The organism is Mycobacterium sp. 852014-50255_SCH5639931 (assembly GCF_001665605.1).
In the GTDB taxonomy this organism is placed as follows: Bacteria; Actinomycetota; Actinomycetes; order Mycobacteriales; family Mycobacteriaceae; genus Mycobacterium; species Mycobacterium paraffinicum.
Genome location: NZ_LZSV01000026.1, coordinates 121,502 through 141,456 on the forward strand (window position 1 = coordinate 121,502; position 19,955 = coordinate 141,456).

17 protein-coding genes are annotated in these 19,955 nt (G+C 70.4%); 5 read left to right on the plus strand and 12 right to left on the minus strand.

Features of this window, described 5'->3' with window-relative positions; translation table 11 throughout:
* The first annotated feature begins 20 nt into the window (after nt 1-20).
* Nucleotides 21-752 (plus strand): B-4DMT family transporter, encoded by a 732-nt coding sequence (locus A5758_RS15930; protein WP_082939716.1) that lies wholly within the window; start codon nt 21-23, stop codon nt 750-752.
* On the opposite strand, the gene aroQ is transcribed toward A5758_RS15930, so the two are convergent.
* The 10 genes from aroQ to A5758_RS15980 form a co-directional block, all read right to left on the minus strand.
* Nucleotides 749-1,189, minus strand: coding sequence for a type II 3-dehydroquinate dehydratase (gene aroQ, locus A5758_RS15935; RefSeq protein ID WP_067207317.1), 441 nt, complete (start codon nt 1,187-1,189; stop codon nt 749-751). The two genes, A5758_RS15930 and aroQ, sit on opposite strands and share 4 nt — an antisense overlap.
* On the minus strand, nt 1,189-2,271 hold the full coding sequence (aroB, locus tag A5758_RS15940) for a 3-dehydroquinate synthase (RefSeq protein WP_067741712.1): 1,083 nt from the start codon (nt 2,269-2,271) through the stop codon (nt 1,189-1,191). The genes aroQ and aroB overlap by 1 nt, the downstream gene beginning before the upstream one ends.
* Complete coding sequence (locus A5758_RS15945) at nt 2,268-2,804, minus strand: shikimate kinase (RefSeq protein ID WP_067207308.1); 537 nt, start codon at nt 2,802-2,804, stop codon at nt 2,268-2,270. Before A5758_RS15945 ends, aroB begins: the two co-directional genes overlap by 4 nt.
* Nucleotides 2,804-4,009 (minus strand): chorismate synthase, encoded by a 1,206-nt coding sequence (gene aroC, locus A5758_RS15950; RefSeq protein ID WP_067741715.1) that lies wholly within the window; start codon nt 4,007-4,009, stop codon nt 2,804-2,806. Before aroC ends, A5758_RS15945 begins: the two co-directional genes overlap by 1 nt.
* A 57-nt stretch (nt 4,010-4,066) precedes the next feature.
* Complete coding sequence (locus tag A5758_RS15955) at nt 4,067-4,501, minus strand: A24 family peptidase (protein WP_067741718.1); 435 nt, start codon at nt 4,499-4,501, stop codon at nt 4,067-4,069.
* A gap of 11 nt (nt 4,502-4,512) precedes the next feature.
* On the minus strand, nt 4,513-5,322 hold the full coding sequence (locus A5758_RS15960) for a shikimate dehydrogenase (protein WP_156622662.1): 810 nt from the start codon (nt 5,320-5,322) through the stop codon (nt 4,513-4,515).
* Nucleotides 5,309-6,550, minus strand: coding sequence for an endolytic transglycosylase MltG (gene mltG, locus A5758_RS15965; protein ID WP_067741724.1), 1,242 nt, complete (start codon nt 6,548-6,550; stop codon nt 5,309-5,311). Before mltG ends, A5758_RS15960 begins: the two co-directional genes overlap by 14 nt.
* On the minus strand, nt 6,543-7,064 hold the full coding sequence (gene ruvX / locus A5758_RS15970) for a Holliday junction resolvase RuvX (protein ID WP_067741735.1): 522 nt from the start codon (nt 7,062-7,064) through the stop codon (nt 6,543-6,545). The genes mltG and ruvX overlap by 8 nt, the downstream gene beginning before the upstream one ends.
* Complete coding sequence (alaS, locus tag A5758_RS15975; RefSeq protein ID WP_067741738.1) at nt 7,065-9,758, minus strand: alanine--tRNA ligase; 2,694 nt, start codon at nt 9,756-9,758, stop codon at nt 7,065-7,067.
* Between the two features lie 83 nt (nt 9,759-9,841).
* Complete coding sequence (locus A5758_RS15980; RefSeq protein ID WP_197503851.1) at nt 9,842-10,231, minus strand: secondary thiamine-phosphate synthase enzyme YjbQ; 390 nt, start codon at nt 10,229-10,231, stop codon at nt 9,842-9,844.
* Nucleotides 10,232-10,401: 170 nt separating this feature from the next.
* Here A5758_RS15980 and A5758_RS15985 point away from each other — a divergent pair, with 170 nt between their 5' ends.
* On the plus strand, nt 10,402-11,025 hold the full coding sequence (locus tag A5758_RS15985; RefSeq protein WP_067207282.1) for a hypothetical protein: 624 nt from the start codon (nt 10,402-10,404) through the stop codon (nt 11,023-11,025).
* 73 nt (nt 11,026-11,098) lie between these two features.
* Here the strand turns inward: A5758_RS15985 and A5758_RS15990 are convergent, their stop codons facing one another.
* Together A5758_RS15990 and A5758_RS15995 are read right to left on the minus strand one after the other, a co-directional pair.
* Nucleotides 11,099-11,434, minus strand: coding sequence for a hypothetical protein (locus A5758_RS15990; RefSeq protein ID WP_067741741.1), 336 nt, complete (start codon nt 11,432-11,434; stop codon nt 11,099-11,101).
* Entirely contained in the window at nt 11,434-12,795 is a 1,362-nt protein-coding gene (locus tag A5758_RS15995) for a replication-associated recombination protein A (RefSeq protein ID WP_067741752.1), read from the minus strand. The genes A5758_RS15990 and A5758_RS15995 overlap by 1 nt, the downstream gene beginning before the upstream one ends.
* A 91-nt stretch (nt 12,796-12,886) precedes the next feature.
* Here A5758_RS15995 and A5758_RS16000 point away from each other — a divergent pair, with 91 nt between their 5' ends.
* The 3 genes from A5758_RS16000 (at nt 12,887) to A5758_RS16010 (ending at nt 19,933) form a co-directional block, all read left to right on the plus strand.
* A complete protein-coding gene (locus A5758_RS16000) occupies nt 12,887-13,861 on the plus strand; it encodes a hypothetical protein (RefSeq protein WP_067741755.1) in 975 nt (324 codons plus the stop codon).
* Nucleotides 13,862-13,961: 100 nt separating this feature from the next.
* A complete protein-coding gene (locus A5758_RS16005) occupies nt 13,962-17,273 on the plus strand; it encodes a DUF2126 domain-containing protein (RefSeq protein ID WP_067741758.1) in 3,312 nt (1,103 codons plus the stop codon).
* Nucleotides 17,273-19,933, plus strand: coding sequence for a circularly permuted type 2 ATP-grasp protein (locus A5758_RS16010; protein WP_067741761.1), 2,661 nt, complete (start codon nt 17,273-17,275; stop codon nt 19,931-19,933). Before A5758_RS16005 ends, A5758_RS16010 begins: the two co-directional genes overlap by 1 nt.
* The last annotated feature ends 22 nt before the right edge of the window (nt 19,934-19,955 follow it).

The following is a 19,955-nucleotide window of genomic DNA, read 5'->3' on the forward strand; positions in this document are numbered from 1 at the left end:
ACTCGCTACGCTGATTGCCCATGAGGTCCTGGATGCTGCGCGGATTGGTCTACGCCGCGGCAATGGTAATCGTTCGCTTGTTCCAAGGCGCGTTGATAAACGCATGGCAGACGCAGGCCGGGCTTTTTAGCGTGGTGCTGCTGCTTTTGTTCATCATCGGCGTGGTCGTTTGGGGGGTATTCGACGGCCGGGCCGACGCCCACGCGAACCGGGACCCGGACCGGCGCCGCGATCTGGCGATGACCTGGCTGCTGGCCGGCCTGGTGGCCGGCGTCCTATCCGGCGCCGTCTCCTGGCTCATCGCGCTGGTGTACAAGGGTCTCTACACCGGTGGCCTGATCAACGAGCTGACCACGTTCGCGGCGTTCACCGCGCTCTGCGTGTTCCTGCCCGGGATCATCGGCGTAACCATCGGCCGCTGGCGGGTGGACCGGCAGTACGAGAAGGAGCCGGAGAAGCGCCACGGCCTTGGCGACAGGGAAGGGCGGGACAGCGACACTGACGTGTTCTCGGCGGTGCGCGGTGACGACGCGCCGACCGGGGAGATACCCACGGCTGGAGCGCGGCACGAGGAGCGGACCGCGGCGGTCGCCACGGCCGAGCGTGAGGCGCCCACAGAAACGGTGGGCACCACCGAGCGTGAGGCGCCCACCGAAACGATCCCCAAGACCGAGGCCGAGCCCAAAACCGAGGTGATCCGCAAGGCCGGCGACGAGCCCACCACGCCGGGCAACGCGCCCGGCAGGGGCTAACCCTTGGCGGCTTCGGCCAGGTAGCGCAGGGCGAGCAGGTAGCCCTGGATTCCCAGCCCGACGATCACCCCCGTCGCGACCGGGCTGAGGTACGAGTGCCGCCGAAAGTCTTCGCGGGCATGCACATTGGAGATGTGCACCTCGATCAGGGGCGCGCGCAACTCGGCGCACGCGTCGCGCAGCGCGACCGACGTGTGGGTTAGCCCGCCGGCATTGAGGATCACCGGTTCGCCCGCGTCGGCGGCCGAATGGATCCAGTCCAGCAGTTGGGCTTCGTTGTCGCTCTGGCGCACAACGGCTTTCAGGCCGAGCGCGGCGGCCTCCCGCTCGATGAGCTCGGCCAGTTGGTCGTGCGTGGTGTCCCCGTACACCTCGGGCTCGCGGCGGCCCAGCCGGCCGAGGTTCGGGCCATTGATGACGTTGACGGTGGTGCTCATCAGGCGTCCTCTCCGTCGGACAGCCCCGCGTATGCCGCCGCCAGCAGCGACGGGTCGGGGCCGGCCAGCCGCCCCGGCTTGGCCAGCCCGTCGAGCACCACGAACCTCAGCACCCCGGCGCGCGACTTCTTGTCCTGGGCCATGTATTCCAGCAGTTGCGGCAACGCCTCGGCGTCGTAACCGACCGGCAGGCCGAGCGCCGACAGGACGGTGCGATGGCGCTGCGCGGTCGCGTCGTCGAGCCGGCCGGCGAGCCTGGCCAGTTCCGCGGCGAACACCAGGCCCACCGACACCGCGGCGCCGTGCCGCCACTCGTAGCGCTCCCTGCGCTCGATCGCATGCGCCAATGTGTGGCCGTAGTTCAGGATTTCGCGCAGCTCCGACTCCTTCTCGTCGGCGGCGACGACCTCCGCCTTGACGGCGATCGAGCGCCGGATCAGCTCCGGAAGCACGTCACCCGCGGGGTCCACGGCGGCCTGCGGGTCGGCCTCGATGAGATCGAGGATCACCGGGTCGGCGATGAAGCCGGCCTTGACCACCTCGGCCATCCCGGCGACGAGTTCGTTGTGCGGCAACGTTTCCAGGGTCGCCAGGTCGACCAGCACCGCCAGCGGCTGATGGAACGCGCCCACCAGGTTCTTGCCCGCGTCGGTGTTGATGCCCGTCTTGCCGCCGACGGCCGCGTCGACCATGCCGAGCAACGTGGTGGGGATGTGGACGATGTCGACGCCGCGCAGCCAGGTGGCCGCCGCGAACCCCGCGACGTCGGTGGCGGCGCCGCCGCCGAGGCTGACCAACGCGTCTTTGCGGTCAATCCCGATGCGGCCCAAGACTTCCCAGAGGAAGCCCACGACGGGCAAATCCTTTCCAGCCTCGGCGTCCGGGATTTCGATGCGGTGCGCGTCAACGCCCTTGTCCGCCAAGCGGCTTCGGATCGCTTCGGCGGTTTGCGCGAGCGCCGGTTGGTGCACGATGGCCACCCGGTGCCGGTCGCAGAGCAGTTCGACCAGCTGGTCGCCCAGGTCGGTGCCGATGATCACCGGGTAGGGCGGGTCGACGGCCACCTGCACGGTGTGGGTCATGTCGCGGCCTCCGCGTGGGCGTTCTCGGGGGTCTGCAGCCGGGACACGATGTAGCGCACCACCGCCCCGGGATTGCGGCGGTTGGTGTCGACGCGGATCGTCGACACGCGCCGGTACAGCGGGGCCCGCTCGGCCATCAGCGCTTTGTATCTCTCGGCGCGGTCCGGGCCGGCGAGCAGCGGGCGCACGGCGCTGCCGCCGGTGCGCCGCACGCCCTCGTTGGCGCTGATCTCCAGGTAGATGACGGTGTGGCCGGCGAGCGCCGCGCACACCCCCGGGCTGGTGACGGCCCCACCTCCGAGCGACACCACGCCGTCATGGTCGGCCAACGCGGCGCGCACCGCGCCCTCCTCGATGCGGCGGAACTCCTGCTCCCCGTCCGCGGCGAAGATGTCGGCGATGCTGCGCCCGGTCTGCTGCTCGATCGCCGCGTCGGTGTCGAGGAACCCGACGCCGAGCGCCTTGGCCAGGCGCCGCCCGATGGTGGACTTGCCCGAACCCGGCAACCCGACCAGTACCGCCCTGGGTGCCATCACGCGGTACCCCGGGCGGCCGGCGCTTCCCGGTCGGCGACGGCGCGCTGATACGCCTCGATGTTGCGGCGGGTTTCGGTGAGCGAATCACCGCCGAACTTCTCCAGCGCCGCCCGGGCCAGCACCAACGCCACCATGGCCTCGACCACGACGCCGGCGGCCGGCACCGCGCACACGTCCGAGCGCTGGTGGATGGCAACGGCCTCGTCACCGGTCGCCAGGTCGACGGTGGCCAGCGCCCGCGGCACGGTGGAGATGGGTTTCATCGCGGCGCGCACGCGCAGCGGCTGCCCGTTGGTCATGCCGCCCTCGAGCCCGCCCGCGCGGTTGGTCGAGCGGATCACGCCGTCGGGTCCGGGATACATCTCGTCGTGGGCGCGGCTACCGCGGCGGCGGGCCGTTTCGAAGCCGTCGCCGATCTCCACGCCCTTGATGGCCTGGATGCCCATCACCGCGGCGGCGAGCTGGCTGTCGAGCCGGTTGTCGCCGCTGGTGAACGAACCCAGCCCGACCGGCAGGCCCATGGCCACCACCTCGACCACGCCGCCGAGGGTGTCGCCGTCCTTCTTGGCCGCCTCGATCTCGGCGATCATGGACTCCTCAGCCTCTTTGTCGAAGGCGCGCACCGGGCTGTCATCGATCGCGGGCAGGTCTTCCGGGCGCGGCGGCGGGCCGTCGTAGGGAGCCGACGGACCGATCGCGATCACATGCGAAAGCACCTCGACACCCAGGGCCTGGCGCAGGAAGGACCGCGCGACGGTGCCCACCGCGACGCGGGCGGCGGTCTCCCGGGCGCTGGCCCGCTCCAGCACCGGCCGGGCGTCGTCGAAGCCGTACTTGAGCATGCCCGCGTAATCGGCATGGCCGGGCCGCGGCCGGGTGAGCGGTTCGTTGCGCGCGACATTGGCCAGCTCCGCCGGGTCGACCGGGTCGGCGGCCATCACGGTCTCCCACTTGGGCCACTCGGTGTTGCCGATCTCGATGGCGATGGGGCCGCCCAGCGTGATGCCGTGGCGCACCCCGGAGAGCACGGTCACCGCGTCGCGCTCGAACTTCATCCGCGCGCCGCGGCCGTAACCGAGCCGGCGGCGGGCCAACTGGTCGCCGATATCGGTCGAGTTGACCTCGACGCCGGCGACCATGCCCTCGAGCATGGCCACCAACGCGCGGCCATGGGACTCCCCGGCGGTGATCCAACGCAACACCCGATCATCTTCCCATGTGCGCCCGGGTGGGCTTAAATCCGCGCGTGGCCGTCGGGCTCACACCAGCACCAGGCCGATCGCGGCGGCGGTGGCCGCGCACATCGAGGGGCCGTGCGGCACCGACGCGGCGCCCGCGCCGCCGAGAAGCCGGCCGAGCAAGCCCCACGACACGGTCAGCAGCGGCGCCGCCAGCGCCGCCAGGAACCACACCCCGACGCCGAAACAGCCGGCCAGCGCCCCCAGGCCGATCGCGAGCTTGACGTCTCCCGCCCCCATCCCCGCCGGGGCCACGGAATGCACCAGCAGATAGACCGCGGTCAACGCCGTCGCCCCCGCGAGTGCGGGCCAGCCGCGCCCGGCCACGGCGGCCGCCAGCAGGATCATCCCGGCGCCGGGCAGCGTCAGCAGGTTGGGCAACCGGCGCTCGCGGAAGTCGTAGCCGCTCAACACCGCCAGCCAGACCAGCACCGCGACCGCCACCGTCACCCGCATGCCGCGGGACGCTAGCCCAAGGCGGCGGCCATGGCCTCTCGCGGCGCCGGGAGGCCTGTGAATAGCTCGACCTGGGTGAAGGCCTGATGCAGCAGCATCTGCAGGCCGCTGATCACGCGGCCGCCGGCGGCGGCCACCGCGGCGGCCAGCGGCGTGGGCCACGGGTCGTAGACGGCGTCGAGCAGCACCGGGATGGCCGCGAAGGTGCCCGCGTACCGCGCCCCGACCTCGGCGGGGATCGTGCTGACCAGCACTTCCGCGCCGGCCACCGCGGCGGGCAACTCGCCGCTGTCCAGACCCACGAACCGCGTCGGCATCCCGATTCCCGTGCCGAGCTCCACCAGCCGGGCGGCCTTGTCCGGATTGCGCGCGACGACGGTGATGGCGGTGACGCCCAGCTGGGCCAGCCCCAGCACGGCCGCCGGCGCGGTCCCACCCGACCCGCACACCAGCGCCGCCCCGGCCGCTGACCCCAGCGCCCCGCTCACGCCGTCGATGTCGGTGTTGTCCGCCCGCCAGCCCGCCGCCGTGCGGACCAGGGTGTTGGCCGACCCCACCCGCTCGGCGCGTTCGGTGCGCTCGTCGGCGAACCGCAAGGCGGCGAATTTGCCCGGCATGGTCACCGACACCCCGACCCACTCGGGTCCGAACCCGCCGACCACCGCGGGCAGCTGCTCGGCGTCGCACTCGATGCGCTCGTATGTCCAGTCGTGCAGCCCCAGCGCCCGGTAGGCGGCCAGGTGCAGTTGCGGGGACTTCGAGTGGGCGATCGGCTTGCCGAGCACCGCCGCTTTCCGGGGTGCGCCGTCAGCGCGCGCTATCGAGGACACCGTTGCGCTTAGCCAGCTCGATGTTGGCCAGATGCTGCTGATAATCCTTGGTGAACAGCGTCGTCCCCTGGGCATCGATGGTGACGAAGTACAACCAGTCACCGGGCTCGGGATGCTCGGCGGCGTGCAGGGCGTCCACCCCGGGCGAACAGATCGCGGTCGCCGGCAACCCCTGCGACACATAGGTGTTCCACGGCGTCTTCTGGGCGCGGTCGGCGTCGGTGGTGGCCACTTCCCGGCGGTCCAGCGGGTAGTTGACCGTCGAGTCGAATTCCAGCGTGTGGTGAGCGTGCAGGCGGTTGTAGATGACCTGCGCGACCTTCGCGAAGTCCTGCGACTTGGATTCCTGCTCCACCAGCGACGCCACCACCAGGATGTCGTAGGGCGACAGGCCCATGGCCTGGGCGGTGTCCACCAACCCCGACTTCATGTACTCCACGGCGCCGGCGCTGATCAGCCCCGACAGGATCGTCTCGGCCGACGTCGAGGGGTCGACGTTGAAGGTGCCCGGCGCGATCAGCCCCTCGATCCGGCGATGGTCCTTGCCGAGCTCGGTGAACGGCTCGAGCGCCCACGGCGGCACCGCCAGGGCCGCGGGCGTGCTGTTGGTCGCCGCCGCCCGCAGTTCCTCAACCGCGACGCAGTGCTGGTTGCCGTCCAGGGTCACGCAGGTGGCACGGGAGATCAGCGTCAGGATGCCCGGGGTCACCTTGTTGGTCTTCATGTCGGTGGTGTCGTCGAGTTGGCGGCCTTCCGGGATGACCAGCCGGCCCACCCGGCTGTTCGGGTCGGCCAGCCGCTCGACGGCGTTGGCCGCCGGGATCTCGGTGCGCATCCGGTAGAAGCCGGGCTGGATCGAAGAGATCTTGGTGTTGCCGTGCGCGGCGTTGACGAACGCCCGGACGGTCTTGGTCACCTGCTCGTGCTGCAGCGTCTCCCCGACCATGGTGGTCGAGTCACCGTCCTTGATCTGAATCACGATGTCGCGCTTGCCGCTTCCGGTGTAGTCGTCGCCGGACCCGAACACCGTGTGCCACAGCTTGGCGCCGACGAAAACTCCCACCAGCACGACGACGGCGACGACCGCGAGCACGATCTTGCCGGCGAACAGCCGCCGGCGACGCCCCCGCTCGGCCCGGTTCCGGGTAACGCGGCTCCCTTTGCGCGACGGACCGACCGCTTCGGGCTCGGCCCGTTCGCGCCGTGCGCTGTCAACCATCGGTGGACTCCCCCGCCGTCAGGGTGGCTCGGCGTTGGTCGAGCCAGCTCTGCAAGATGGCCACGGCGGCCGCCTGGTCGATCACTGCCCGCTGCTCCCTGGCGCGGACGCCGGCCGCGCGCAGCGATCGCTGCGCGCTGACGGTGGTCAGGCGCTCGTCGGCCAGTCGCACCGGCGTGGGAGGAACTCGGTGGGCCAGCACTTCCGCCAGTTTGCTGGCCAGCTCCATCGCGTCGACCGCCGACGGGCCGGTGCGGTCGGCCAGTGTCCGCGGCAACCCGACGACCACCTCGACCGCCCCGAGCTCGGCGGCCAGCTCGGCCAGCCGCCGCAGGTGTTTGCCGGAGCGGTCGCGGCGCACGGTTTCCTTGGGCGTGGCCAGGATGCCGTCTGGGTCGCTGCACGCGACGCCGATGCGCACGCTGCCGACGTCGATACCGAGCCGTGGTCCCCGGCCCGGGTCCTGCTCAGGGTCGCCGGGCCGGTCGGGCAAGCGATGCTCTGTGGGAACCACTCAGCCGACCCGCGCTATCTCAGAGCGGACGGCCTCGAGCGCGGCGTCGATGCGGGTCGGGTCCTTTCCGGAACCCTGCGCCAGGTCGGGCTTGCCCCCACCGCGGCCGTCGACGGTCGCGGCCAGCTGCTTGATCAGGTCGTTGGCGCGGATCCCGAGGTCTTGGGCGGCCGGGTTCGCGGCGATCGCGTACGGCACGGTGCCGCCCTCCCCTTCCGCGATCAGCGCCACCACGGCGGGGTCGCTGCCCAGCTTGCCGCGAATGTCGCCCACCAGGGAACGCAGGTCGCCTGCCGTCATCCCCGCCGACATCCGTTGCGCCACCACACGGACGTTACCGATACGCTCCGCGCCGGCCGCGGCATTGGTTGCGGCGGCGCGCGCCCCGGCCAGCCGCGCGCGTTCGAGCTCCTTCTCGGCGGCCTTGAGCCGCTCCACCAGGCCGGCCACCCGCTTCGGCACCTCGTCGGACGGCACCTTCAGCGAGGACGCCAGCCCCGCCATCAAGGCGCGCTCCTTGGCCAGGTGGCGGAACGAGTCCAGCCCGACGTAGGCCTCCACTCGGCGGACCCCGGACCCGACCGACGATTCACCCAGGATGGTCACCGGCCCGATCTGCGCCGAGTTGTGCACATGGGTTCCACCGCAGAGTTCCAGCGAGAACGGGCCGCCGATCTCCACCACCCGCACCTGCTCCGGGTAGCTCTCGCCGAACAGCGCGACCGCCCCCATGGCCTTGGCCTTCTCGAGTTGCTCGGTGAAGGTGTGCACCTCGAAGTCCGCCTGGACGGCCTCGTTGGTGACCTCTTCGATCTGGGTGCGCTGCTCGTCGGACAGCGAACCCTGCCAGTTGAAGTCGAAGCGCAGGTAGCCCGGGCGGTTCAGCGACCCGGCCTGAACGGCGTTGGGGCCGAGCACCTGTCGCAGCGCGGCGTGCACCATGTGGGTGCCCGAGTGGCCCTGGGTGGCACCCCGGCGCCATTCCGGGTCGACCGCCGCCACCACGGTGTCGCCCTCCACGAATTCCCCGGACTCGACGTTGACCCGGTGCACCCACAAGGTTTTGGCGATCTTCTGCACGTCGGTGACGGCCGCGCGGGCGCACTCTGAGGCGCCCGTCCCGCTGATGGTGCCCTCGTCGGCGATCTGCCCCCCGGATTCGGCGTAGAGCGGAGTGCGGTCCAGCACGAGTTCGACCTGGTGCGCGCCGTCGGTCCCGTGGGTGACCACCGGCACCCGCTTCCCGTCGACGAAAATGCCCAGAATCCTTGCCTCGGAGGCCAGTTCGTCGAAGCCGGTGAATTCGGTGGGGCCGGCGTCGACCAGCTCGCGGTAGGCGCTCAGGTCGGCGTGCGCGTGCTTGCGGGCGGCGGCGTCCGCTTTGGCCCGGCGGCGCTGTTCGGCCATCAGTTCCCGGAAGCCGATCTCGTCGACCTGCAGGCCTGCCTCGGAGGCCATCTCCAGGGTCAGCTCGATCGGGAAGCCGTAGGTGTCGTGCAGCGTGAAGGCGTCCGAGCCGGAAATCGCTTTGGCCCCCGCGGCTTTGGTGGTGCCGGCCACCTCGTCGAACAGCTTGGAGCCGGCCACCAGCGTGCGGTTGAACGCGGTCTCTTCGGCGACGGCGATCCGCCTGATCCGGTCGAAGTCGGCGACCAGTTCGGGATACGACGGCCCCATCGCGTCGCGCACGGTGGCCATCAGCTCGCCGACGATGGGGCCTTCGATGTCGAGCAGCTTGGCCGAACGGATCACCCGGCGCAGCAGGCGGCGCAGCACGTACCCGCGCCCGTCGTTGCCGGGAGTGACGCCGTCGCCGATCAGGATCGCCGCGGTGCGGCTGTGGTCGGCGATGACCCGGTAGCGCACGTCGTCGGAGTGGTTGCCGGCGTCGTACCCGCGCGGCGCACGGGCGGCCACGGCATCGATGACGGGCCTCAGCAGGTCGGTCTCGTAGACGTTGTGCACGCCCTGCAGGATGAACGCGACGCGCTCGACGCCCATGCCGGTGTCAATGTTCTTGCGCGGCAGAGGCCCCAGGATTTCGAAGTCGGTTTTGCCGGTGCCCTCGCCGCGTTCGTTCTGCATGAACACGAGGTTCCAGATCTCGATGTAGCGATCTTCGTTGGCCACCGGGCCGCCGCCGACGCCGAACTCCTCGCCACGGTCGTAGTAGATCTCCGACGACGGGCCGCACGGACCGGGGATGCCCATGGACCAGTAGTTGTCTTCCATGCCGCGGCGCTGGATCCGCTCGGCCGGCAGCCCGGCGATCTCCTGCCACAGCTGCACGGCCTCGTCGTCGTCGAAATAGACCGTCGTCCAGATTCTTTCGGGGTCCAGGCCGTAGCCGCCCTCGGACACGGCGTTGGTCAGCAGGGTCCACGCCAGCTCGATGGCGCCGCGCTTGAAGTAGTCGCCGAACGAGAAGTTGCCGGCCATCTGGAAGAAGGTGTTGTGCCGGGTGGTGATGCCCACCTCGTCGATGTCGGGCGTGCGGATGCACTTCTGAATGCTGGTGGCCGTCGAGTACGGCGGTGTGCGCGCGCCCAGGAAGTACGGCACGAACTGGACCATGCCCGCGTTGACGAACAGCAGGTTGGGGTCGTCGAGGATCACCGATGCGCTGGGCACCTCGGTGTGACCCGCCTTCACGAAGTGATCAAGAAACCTCTTCCTGATCTCGTGTGTCTGCACTTCTGGTCCGCTTCTTCCTGTTCGCTTTTTCTGCGTGGACGTCTATTCCAGCGTATTCGCCGGAATAGCTGGCTACCGGGCCGCTAACCCTCCAGAAAGCTCAACCGCACCGAGCGGTGCGGGTTGTCCCGGTTCAGGTCGACCAACACGATGCTTTGCCACGTGCCCAGCATCGGCTCGCCGGCGGAGACCGGCACCGTCACCGACGGCGCCACCAGCGCCGGCATCACGTGATCGGCGCCGTGGCCCGGCGAGCCATGCGAGTGCCGGTAACGGTCGTCGCGCGGCAGCAGCCGTTCCAGCGTGTCGAGGAGGTCCTCGTCGGAGCCGGCCCCGGTCTCGATGATGGCGACGCCCGCCGTCGCGTGCGGGACGAACACATTGCACAAGCCGTCTCCCCGCGACCAGCAGAAGCCCCGCACCGCCTCGGTCAGATCGACGATGCGGCGCCGTGTGGTGTCCACGTCGAGCACATCGGTATGCATCCGAACCAGCCTACGGCGCACCTGTTGCGACCAGCCAATCGTTTGTGAGCGCGACCACATCAAGGCATTGCGGCGCGCAACGGGCAGGAGGAAGGTAACTGATGGGCCGGTCGCCCACCGGGCCCCTTCGGTACAAGCCCCAACAGAGGAGGTCGGCCGTGTACGCACGCTCCACCACCATCCAGGCGCAACCCTTATCGGTAGACATCGGTATCGCGCACATTCGCGACATCGTCATGCCGGCCCTCATGGAGATCGACGGGTGTGTCGGACTGTCACTGTTGGTCGACCGGCAGTCCGGAACCTGCATCGCCACCAGCTCGTGGGACAGCATCGACGCCATGCGCGCCAGCGCCGAACGGGTCGCCCCGATTCGCGATCAGGCCGCGTTGATGTTCGACGGCAGCGCGCAGGTCGAGGAGTGGGACATCGCTTTGCTACACCGCGACCACCCGTCCCGTCCGGGGGCCTGCGTGCGGGCCACCTGGCTCAAGGTGGTGCCTGATCAGCTCAGCCGATCCCTGGACTTCTACCGGATGTCGGTGCTGCCGGAGATGGAGGATCTCGACGGGTTCTGCAGCGCCAGCCTGCTGGTCGACCATCCCGCGTGCCGGCGGGCGGTGTCCTGCTCGACGTTCGACTCGATGGACGCCATGGCCCGCAACCGCGACCGGGCCACCGAATTGCGCAGCAGGCGCGTCCGGGAGCTGGGCGCCGAGGTCGTCGACGTGGCCGAGTTTGAGCTGGCGATCGCTCACCTGCGGGTGCCCGAGCTGGTCTAGCGGCGCCCTGGCCGTCGAGCTGGGGGGTACCGCCCGCTTGCGGGGGACACGCCAGCGTGGCGCTGGGCGACCGCTAGGGCAGCGCGTCGCCCGGGAATCCGCGGCAGGGGTGCACCTCGAAGGTGAAGACGCCGCTCGCCACACCCGGATCGTCGGCCATGATCGCGGCGGCGTCGTCGACCGAGGCCGCGAACACCGCGATCCCGCAGACCTCGGAGCCGTCGGTGACCGGCAACACGATGGCCATGACGCCGTCGTCGCGCAGCCCGAAATTGCGCCGCCCGTGCTCCCAGACGGTCCCCGGGGTGGTGTCCTCACCGAAGCGCAGCCCCTGCTTGAGGATGACGACGGCGTAGGGCTTGGTGGTGGCCAGCAGCCGCCCCATCTCCTCGTCAGTGAAAGTTTTCATCACCGTCCCCGCTTCCTGCGGATGATCGCCCGCAACCGTTCCAGCCGCCCGGCCATCTCCCGCTCGCCGCCGCGGCCGACCGGCCGGTAGTAGTCCACGCCCACCAGCTCGTCGGGCGGATACTGCTGGGCGACGACGCCGTCGGGATCGTTGTGCGAGTACTGGTAGCCCTGCGCGTGTCCCAGCGCCGCCGCGCCGGAGTAGTGCCCGTCGCGCAGATGGGATGGCACCAGGCCGGCCTTGCCCGCCTTGATGTCGTCCATCGCGGCGGCCAGCGCGGTCGTGACGGAGTTCGACTTGGGCGCGGTGGCCAGGTGGATGGTGGCGTGCGCCAGCGTCAGCTGCGCCTCGGGCATGCCGATCAGCTGCACGGTCTGGGCGGCGGCCACCGCGATCTGCAGCGCGCTCGGGTCGGCCATGCCGATGTCCTCGCTGGCCAGGATCATCAGCCGGCGCGCGAGGAACCGCGGGTCCTCCCCCGCGACGAGCATGCGGGCCAGGTAGTGCAGCGCCGCGTCGACGTCCGAGCCGCGCACCGACTTGATGAAGGCGCTGATGACGTCGTAGTGCTGATCGCCGTCGCGGTCGTAGCGCACCGCGGCCTTGTCCAGCGACTGCTCGATGGTCTCGACAGTGACGGAGTCGCCGGCCCCCTGAGCCGATTCGGCCGCGACCTCCAGCGCGGTCAGGGCGCGGCGAGCGTCGCCGGCAGCCAGCTGCACCAGCAGGTCGACGGCCTCGGGCGCCACGGCGACCTTCCCGCCCAGCCCGCGCGGGTCGTCGATCGCCCGCTGGACGACGGCGCGGATGTCGTCGGCGCCGAGCGGGCGCAGCTGCAGGATCAGCGACCGGGACAGCAGGGGCGCCACCACGGAGAACGACGGGTTCTCGGTGGTCGCCGCCACCAGCAGCACCACCCGGTTCTCCACGGCGGACAGCAGGGCGTCCTGCTGGGTCTTGGAGAAGCGGTGCACCTCGTCGATGAACAGCACCGTCTGCTCGCCGTTGAGGAGCGCATGCCGTGCCTTCTCGATGACCCCCCGCACGTCCTTGACCCCGGCCGACAGCGCCGACAGCGCCTCGAACCGGCGGCCGGTCGCCTGGGAGATCAGCGCGGCCAGTGTGGTCTTGCCGCTTCCGGGCGGGCCGTAGAGGATGGCCGACGCCACGCCCGATCCCTCGACCAGGCGGCGCAGCGGCGATCCGGGTGCCAGCAGGTGCTCCTGGCCGACCACCTCGTCCAGCGAGGCCGGCCGCATGCGCACCGCCAGCGGTGCACCGGCCGACACGCCCAGGGCGTGATCGCTCGTCGGCGGCGCGCCGGGCAGGTCAAAAAGACCGTCGGACACGGCTTCAGGCATACCACGAAAACGAATCCGGGCGCCGAGCACTCATCTTTGCTAAGTTCCCGTGTGCGCGTGCCCACAGGTTGAGTCAACAGCTAGGACGGACATGAGCCAGCCTCCCGAGTATCCAGGCACCCCGGCCGATCCCCACGGCAGCGAGCACAACCCTCCGAGCTATCCACCGCCCCCCAATTACGGCGCACCGCCACCCAATTACGGCGCCCCGCCACCCAATTACGGCCCGCCGCCCGGATACGGCGCGCCGCCACCCCCACCGCCCGGCTACGGCCCGCCGCCGGGTTACGGCGCACCGCCACCACCGCCCGGCTACGGGCCGCCGCCCGGCTACGGGGCCCCGCCCAAGACCCCGATCATCCTGGGCGAGGCGTTCAACTGGGCGTGGAGCACCTTCACCAAGAACGCCGTGGCGTTGATCGTGCCCACGCTGGTCTATGGGCTGCTGATCGGGGTGGCCGCCGCGCTGATCACGCTGAGCCAGAACATGAACACGGGAACGACTTCCGACGATTACGACTTCACCTTCACGACGAACCTGACCGGCCCCGGCTACGGGCTGCTCGTCCTCGGCTACCTGGTGGCGTACGCGGTGAGCGCGTTCGCGCAATCGGCGTACCTGTCCGGCTGCCTTGACCTCGCCGACGGGCGGGCCGTCACCATCGGCTCGTTCTTCAAGCCGCGCAACCTCGGCATGGTGTTTCTGGCCGTGCTGATCGTCGAGGTCCTCACCTCGATCGCATCGGCTCTCTGCTTCGTCCCGGGCCTCGTGCTCGGCATCTTCACCCAGTTCACCGTCGCGTTCGTCATCGATCGCTCGGAGTCGGCGATCAAGGGCTTCACTTCCAGCTTCTCGCTCGCCGGGTCGAATTTCGTCAACGCGCTGCTGGTGTGGCTGGTCGTGTTCGTGTCCGCCATCATCGGGGCACTGTTGTGTGGTGTCGGCCTGTTGGTGGTCGCGCCCGTCGCGTCGCTGCTGATCATCTACGCCTACCGCAGGCTGAGCGGCGGCCAGGTGGTCCCCGTGCCGCAGCCGGGTTACCAGCCGGGTCCGCCGCCGGCGTAACAGGCGCCCCAAGCGCCGGCCGCGCCCGAAGTTACGGCGTTGTAAGCCGCAGCCGCTGTGCGCTGCGGCCTTGTGCCGCTTGTGATGAGATCACCATGTCATGAGCATTAAAGTCGCGCTGGAACACCGGACCAGCTACACCTTTGACCGGCTGGTCCGGGTGTATCCGCACGTCGTGCGGCTGCGTCCCGCGCCCCATTGCCGCACGCCCGTCGAGGCCTACTCGCTGCGCATCGAGCCGGACGAGCACTTCATCAACTGGCAACAGGACGCGGTGGGCAATTTCCTTGCGCGCCTTGTATTTCCGAATCCCACGCGGCGGCTGACCATCACCGTCGGGCTGATCGCCGACCTCCAGGTGATCAACCCGTTCGACTTCTTCATCGAGGACTGGGCCGAGACGTGGCCGGCACAGGGGTTGACCTACCCCAAGGAGCTCGCCGACGACCTGGAGCCATACCTGCGGCCGGTCGACGAAAACGGTGACGGGTCGGGCCCCGGTGAGCTGACGCGGGGCTGGGTGCGCAACTTCTCGGTGCCGGCCGGCACCCGCACCATCGACCTGCTGGTCGCGCTCAACCACGCCGTCAACGCCGACGTCGCCTACAGCGTGAGAATGGAACCCGGCGTACAGACACCGGATCACACGCTGCGGACCGGGATCGGCTCGTGCCGCGATTCGGCGTGGCTGCTGGTGTCGATCCTGCGCCAGCTGGGGCTGGCCGCCCGCTTCGTGTCCGGCTACCTGGTGCAGCTGGCTTCCGACGTGGAGGCGCTCGACGGGCCGTCGGGCCCCGCCGCCGACTTCACCGACCTGCACGCCTGGACCGAGGTGTACATCCCCGGTGCGGGCTGGATCGGGCTGGACCCGACATCGGGATTGTTCGCCGGCGAGGGGCACATCCCGTTGGCGGCCACCCCGCAGCCGGCGTCGGCGGCACCCATCAGCGGCGGCACCGAACCATGCGAATCGGTGCTGGAGTTCTCCAACACCGTCACCCGGGTCCACGAGGACCCGCGCGTCACCCTGCCCTACACCGACGACGCGTGGGAGACGATCCGTGAGGTCGGCCGGCGCGTCGACGAGCGGCTGGCCACCGCCGACGTGCGGCTGACCATCGGGGGCGAGCCGACATTCGTTTCGGTGGACGATCAGGTCGCCGAGGAATGGACCACGGCCGCCGACGGCCCGCACAAGCGGCAGCGCGCCTCCGACCTGGCCGCGCGCCTGAGAGAAGTGTGGGCGCCGAACGGGTTGGTGCAGCGCGGCCAGGGCCGGTGGTATCCGGGAGAACCGTTGCCGCGCTGGCAGATCGCGTTGTATTGGCGCACCGACGGGCGACCGCTGTGGAGCGACGGCGCGCTGCTGGCCGACCCGTGGCTGGGCGACTCGGCCCCGGTCGATAGCGACGCGGGCCGCCGGCTGCTCGCCGCGATCGCCGACGGCCTGGAGCTGCCGCCCTCGCAAGTGCGGGCCGCCTACGAGGACCCGCTGCACCGGCTGGCGACCAAGGTGCGGCAACCCGAGGGCGACCCGGTGGACTCGGCCGACGACCTCGACGAGGACTCCCCCGCCGGGCGCGCCGCGCTGCTGGCCCGCCTCGACGAATCCGTCACCGCCCCGGCGGCGTTCGTGTTGCCGCTGCACCGCCGCGACGACGGCCAGGGCTGGGCCAGCGCCGACTGGCGGCTGCGGCGTGGCCGGATCGTGTTGCTGCACGGCGATTCTCCCGCGGGCCTGCGGCTGCCGTTGGATTCCATCAGCTGGCGTCCACCGCGTCCGTCGTTCGACGCCGATCCCCTGACCGTCGGAAACGAGCTGTCGACGGAGTCGGGCACCGCGGTGGTGGAGGACTCCGACACCGCGCCGCCCACCGCGATGGTCGCCGAGGTCCGCGATGGGCTGCTCTATCTCTTCATGCCGCCCACCGAGGCGCTGGAGCATTTCGTCGACCTGGTCGCCCGCGTCGAGGCCGCGGCGGCCAAGGTCGACTGCCCGGTCGTGATCGAGGGCTACGAACCCCCGCCGGACCCCCGGCTGCGCTCGACGACCATCACCCCGGACCCCGGCGTCATCGAGGTCAACGTCGCGCCCACCGCGAGCTTCGCCGAGCAGAGTCGGCAGCTCGAAACCCTTTATGAGCAAGCCCGATTGGCTCGCCTGTCCACCGAGTCCTTCGACGTGGACGGCACCCACGGCGGCACCGGCGGCGGCAACCACATCACCCTCGGCGGCGTCACGCCCGCCGACTCGCCGCTGCTGCGGCGGCCGGACCTGTTGGTATCGCTGCTGACGTACTGGCAGCGGCACCCATCGCTGTCGTACTTGTTCGCCGGCCGGTTCGTCGGCACCACCTCGCAGGCCCCCCGGGTCGACGAGGGCCGCGCCGAGGCGCTCTACGAACTCGAGATCGCGTTCGCCGAGATCGCCCGGCTGTCGGCCGGTGGTGCGGCGAAGCCGTGGGTGATCGACCGCGCGCTGCGGCACCTGCTGACCGACATCACCGGCAACACCCACCGCGCCGAGTTCTGCATCGACAAGCTCTACAGCCCCGACACCGCCCGCGGCCGGCTCGGCCTGCTGGAGCTGCGCGGGTTCGAGATGCCGCCGCATCTGCGCATGGCGATGGTGCAGTCGCTGCTGGTGCGCTCGCTGGTGGCGTGGTTCTGGGACGAGCCGTTGCGCGCCCCGCTGATCCGCCACGGTGCCAACCTGCATGGTCGATACCTGTTGCCGCACTTCCTGATTCACGACATCGCCGACGTTGCCGCGGACCTGCGCGCACACGGCATCGCGTTCGAGACCAGCTGGCTGGACCCGTTCACCGAATTCCGCTTCCCCCGGATCGGCACCGCCGTGTTCGACGGGGTGGAGATCGAGTTGCGCGGGGCGATCGAGCCGTGGAACACCCTCGGCGAGGAGGCCACCGCGGCCGGCACCGCCCGCTACGTCGACTCGTCGGTCGAGCGCATCCAGATCCGCATCATCGGCGCCGACCGGCACCGCTACGTGGTGACGGTCAACGGCTACCCGGTGCCGCTGCTGGCCACCGACAACCCCGACATCCACGTGGGCGGGGTGCGGTTCAAGGCCTGGCAGCCGCCGAGCGCGCTGCACCCCACCATCAGCACAGACGTGCCGCTGCAGTTCGAGCTGGTCGACCTGACGACGGGCACGTCGCGCGGCGGGTGCACGTATCACGTCGCGCATCCCGGTGGGCGGGCCTACGACGAGCCGCCCGTCAATGCCGTCGAGGCCGAGGCGCGCCGCGCCCGCCGCTTCGAGGCGACCGGCTTCACCCCCGGCAAGCTCGATCTGTCCGACATTCGGGAGAAACAGGCCCGGATCTTCACCGATATCGGCGCGCCGGGCATCCTCGACCTGCGCCGCGTGCGTACCGTTCAGCGGTAATGGCGTTTGCGGACATGACATTCGGCATCGGTACGGGGTCGGCGCCCCCGGCCGACCGCTACGACGCCGACCGCCTGCTGGCCGGGTACCGGGCCGCGCGCGCGCAGGAGGCGCTCTTCGATCTCCGGCACGGCCCGGCCGCCGGCTACGACGAATTCGTCGACCGGGACGGACAGGTGCGGCCGGCCTGGACGGAGCTGGCCGACACCATCGCGGAGCGCGGCCGGGTGGGGCTCGACCGGCTGCGCTCGGTGGTGCGCGGCCTGATCGACAGCGACGGCATCTCCTACACCGATGTCGATCCCGCCGGGCATGGCCTCGAGCCGCGGCCGTGGATTCTGGACACCCTGCCGCTCGTGCTCTCCGCCGCGGAGTGGGAGGCGCTGGAGGCCGGGCTGGTGCAGCGATCCCGGCTGCTCGACGCCGTGCTCGCCGACCTGTACGGGTCGCGCAGCCTGCTCACCGAGGGGCTGCTGCCGCCGGAGTTGCTCTTCGCCCATCCCGGTTACGTGCGCGCGGCCAACGGCATCGAAGTGCCCGGGCATCACCAGCTTTTCCTGCACGCCTGCGACGTCAGCCGGCTGCCGGACGGCACCTTCCAGGTCAACGCCGACCGGACGCAGGCGCCGTCGGGCGCCGGCTACGCGCTGGCCGACCGGCGCGTCGTCGCGCACTCCGTTCCCGATCTCTACGAACGGATCGCGCCGCGCCCGACGACACCGTTCGCCCAGGCGTTGCGGCTGGCGCTGATCGACGCCGCGCCCGACGATGCGCAGGATCCGGTGGTGGTGGTCCTCAGCCCGGGCATCTTCTCCGAGACCGCCTTCGACCAGGCGTATCTCGCGACGCTGCTGGGGTTCCCCTTGGTGGAGAGCGCGGACTTGGTGGTGCGCGACGGCAAGTTGTGGATGCGCTCGCTGGGCACCTTGAAACGGGTCGACGTCGTTCTGCGCCGGGTCGACGCCGACTACGCCGACCCGCTCGATCTGCGCGCCGACTCCCGGCTCGGCGTCGTCGGTTTGGTGGAGGCATCGCACCGCGGGACGGTGACCGTGGTCAACACGCTGGGCAGCGGCATCCTGGAAAACCCTGGGCTGCTTCGGTTTTTGCCCGAGTTGTCCGAGCGTCTCCTCTCCGAAGTGCCGCTGCTGCAATCCGCGCCGGTCTACTGGGGCGGCATCGCGGGCGAATGCTCGCACCTGCTGGCGAATCTGTCTTCGCTCCTGGTGAAGTCGACCGTCGGTGGGAAAACCCTTGTCGGCCCGACTCTTTCGTCATATCAGCTGGCACAGTTGGCGGCCGCGATCGAGAAGATGCCGTGGCAGTGGATCGGCCAGGAGCTGCCGCAGTTCTCGTCGGCGCCCACCGACCATGCCGGGGTGTTGTCGTCGGCCGGCGTCGGCATCCGGTTGTTCAACGTGGCCCAGCGCAGCGGGTACGCCCCGATGATCGGTGGCGTCGGCTACGTGCTGGCGCCCGGGCCGGCCGCGTACAGGCTGCAAACCGTTGCCGCTAAGGATGTTTGGGTGCGCCCGACGGGGCGTGTACGCGCCGAGACGGTGACCCTGCCGTCGCCTGTGCCGCCTGCGAAGACGGCCGCGGGCACCTGGGGCGTCAGCTCGCCGCGTGTGCTGTCCGACTTGTTCTGGATCGGCCGCTACGGCGAGCGCGCGGAGAGCATGGCGCGGCTGCTGCTCGTCGCCCGGGACAGGTTCCACGTCTACCGGCATCAGCAGCACACCGAGGAAAGCGAGTGCGTGCCGGTGCTGATGGCCGCGCTGGACCGGATCACAGGGGCCGACGACGGGGCCGACGATCGTACCAGCGACGGGGCCGAGATGATCGCCGTCGCGCCGTCGACGCTGTGGTCGCTGACCGTGGATCCGGAGCGGCCCGGGTCGCTGGTGCAGTCGGTGGAAGGGTTGGCGCTGGCCGCCAGGGCGGTGCGCGACCAGATGTCCAACGACACCTGGATGGTGCTGGCCGGAGTGGAGCGCGCGCTGGCTCAGCGACGGGAACCGCCGGATTCGCTCGCCGAGGCCGACGCGCTACTCGCGTCGGCCCAGGTGCAGACGCTGTCCGGAATGCTCACCCTGTCCGGGGTCGCCGGCGAGTCGATGGTGCGCGATGTGGGCTGGACCATGATGGATATCGGCAAGCGCATCGAACGCGGCCTCTGGCTGACCGCGTTGCTGCGGGCCACGTTGACCGCCGTCCGCGCCGTGGCGGCCGAACAGACGATCATCGAGGCGACGCTGGTGGCGTGCGAGTCGTCGGTCATCTACCGGCGCCGCACCGTGGGCCAGGTCAGCGTCGCGGCCGTCGCCGAGCTGATGCTGTTCGACGCGCAGAACCCGCGGTCGTTGCTCTACCAAGTGGAGCGGCTGCGGTCCAACCTCAAGGACCTGCCAGGGGCATCGGGATCGTCGCGCCCGGAACGGCTGATGGACGAGATCGCCACCCGGCTGCGCCGCTCGCATCCCGCCGAGCTGGAAGTCGTCAGCGCCGGCGGGCAGCGTGCCGCGCTGGCCGACCTGCTCGGTTCGGTGCACGCCGGGTTGCGCGAGCTGGCCGAGGTCATCACCACCACGCAGTTGGCGCTGCCCGGCGGCATGCAGCCGCTGTGGGGCCCCGACGTGCGCCGGGTGATGCCGGCCTAGCGGTGATCGCGAGCACGGCGAA

What these genes read in the sequence shown, in the direction of transcription:
- A5758_RS16005 (WP_067741758.1), top strand. Translation starts at nt 13,962, where the DNA reads ATGAGCATTAAAGTCGCGCTGGAACACCGGACCAGCTACACCTTTGAC.
- A5758_RS15955 (WP_067741718.1), bottom strand. Translation starts at nt 4,501, where the DNA reads ATGCGGGTGACGGTGGCGGTCGCGGTGCTGGTCTGGCTGGCGGTGTTG.
- aroB (WP_067741712.1), bottom strand. Translation starts at nt 2,271, where the DNA reads ATGACCCACACCGTGCAGGTGGCCGTCGACCCGCCCTACCCGGTGATC.
- mltG (WP_067741724.1), bottom strand. Translation starts at nt 6,550, where the DNA reads ATGGTTGACAGCGCACGGCGCGAACGGGCCGAGCCCGAAGCGGTCGGT.
- A5758_RS15990 (WP_067741741.1), bottom strand. Translation starts at nt 11,434, where the DNA reads ATGAAAACTTTCACTGACGAGGAGATGGGGCGGCTGCTGGCCACCACC.
- aroQ (WP_067207317.1), bottom strand. Translation starts at nt 1,189, where the DNA reads ATGAGCACCACCGTCAACGTCATCAATGGCCCGAACCTCGGCCGGCTG.
- A5758_RS15945 (WP_067207308.1), bottom strand. Translation starts at nt 2,804, where the DNA reads ATGGCACCCAGGGCGGTACTGGTCGGGTTGCCGGGTTCGGGCAAGTCC.
- A5758_RS15995 (WP_067741752.1), bottom strand. Translation starts at nt 12,795, where the DNA reads ATGCCTGAAGCCGTGTCCGACGGTCTTTTTGACCTGCCCGGCGCGCCG.
- A5758_RS16010 (WP_067741761.1), top strand. Translation starts at nt 17,273, where the DNA reads ATGGCGTTTGCGGACATGACATTCGGCATCGGTACGGGGTCGGCGCCC.
- A5758_RS16000 (WP_067741755.1), top strand. Translation starts at nt 12,887, where the DNA reads ATGAGCCAGCCTCCCGAGTATCCAGGCACCCCGGCCGATCCCCACGGC.
- A5758_RS15930 (WP_082939716.1), top strand. Translation starts at nt 21, where the DNA reads ATGAGGTCCTGGATGCTGCGCGGATTGGTCTACGCCGCGGCAATGGTA.